This is a genomic window from Acuticoccus kandeliae, from assembly GCF_003073115.1.
The window spans coordinates 1-354 of record NZ_QBBV01000104.1 but is presented as its reverse complement, the minus strand read 5'-3'; the positions used below and the strand labels follow the sequence as shown (position 1 = coordinate 354).

At 68.6% G+C, this 354-nt stretch carries 1 protein-coding gene; it reads right to left on the bottom strand.

What is annotated here, in order from left to right; genetic code table 11:
* On the bottom strand, positions 1-165 hold a 165-nt coding region (locus DBV35_RS29505; RefSeq protein WP_281262260.1), incomplete at its 3' end, for a 30S ribosomal protein S10.
* Positions 166-354: the final 189 nt, after the last annotated feature.

The following is a 354-nucleotide window of genomic DNA, read 5'->3' as shown; positions in this document are numbered from 1 at the left end:
CGGCGAGCGGATGACGCAGTACACGTTCTTCTCGGTAGGCAGCGGCACGGGGCCGACGACCCGGGCACCGGTACGCGTCACGGTCTCCACGATCTTGCGAGCAGACGCGTCGATTGCCTCGTGGTCATAGGCCTTGAGCCTGATGCGGATCTTCTGTCCCGCCATGGTCGTCGGTCGTCCTCTTCTTCCTGCCGCGGGGGTGTCGCGGTTCGGCCCCGTAAGAACTCGCGCCGTGCTGCCACCGGATGTCCGGCGGGCCGGCTGCGGCCCGTGCTCTGTTCAGGTCTCTGTCGGCCCGGAGTCGCGCGTCCAGTTCCCTGGAGCACTCGTCCTGCCGGGGCTCTCCGGTCCACG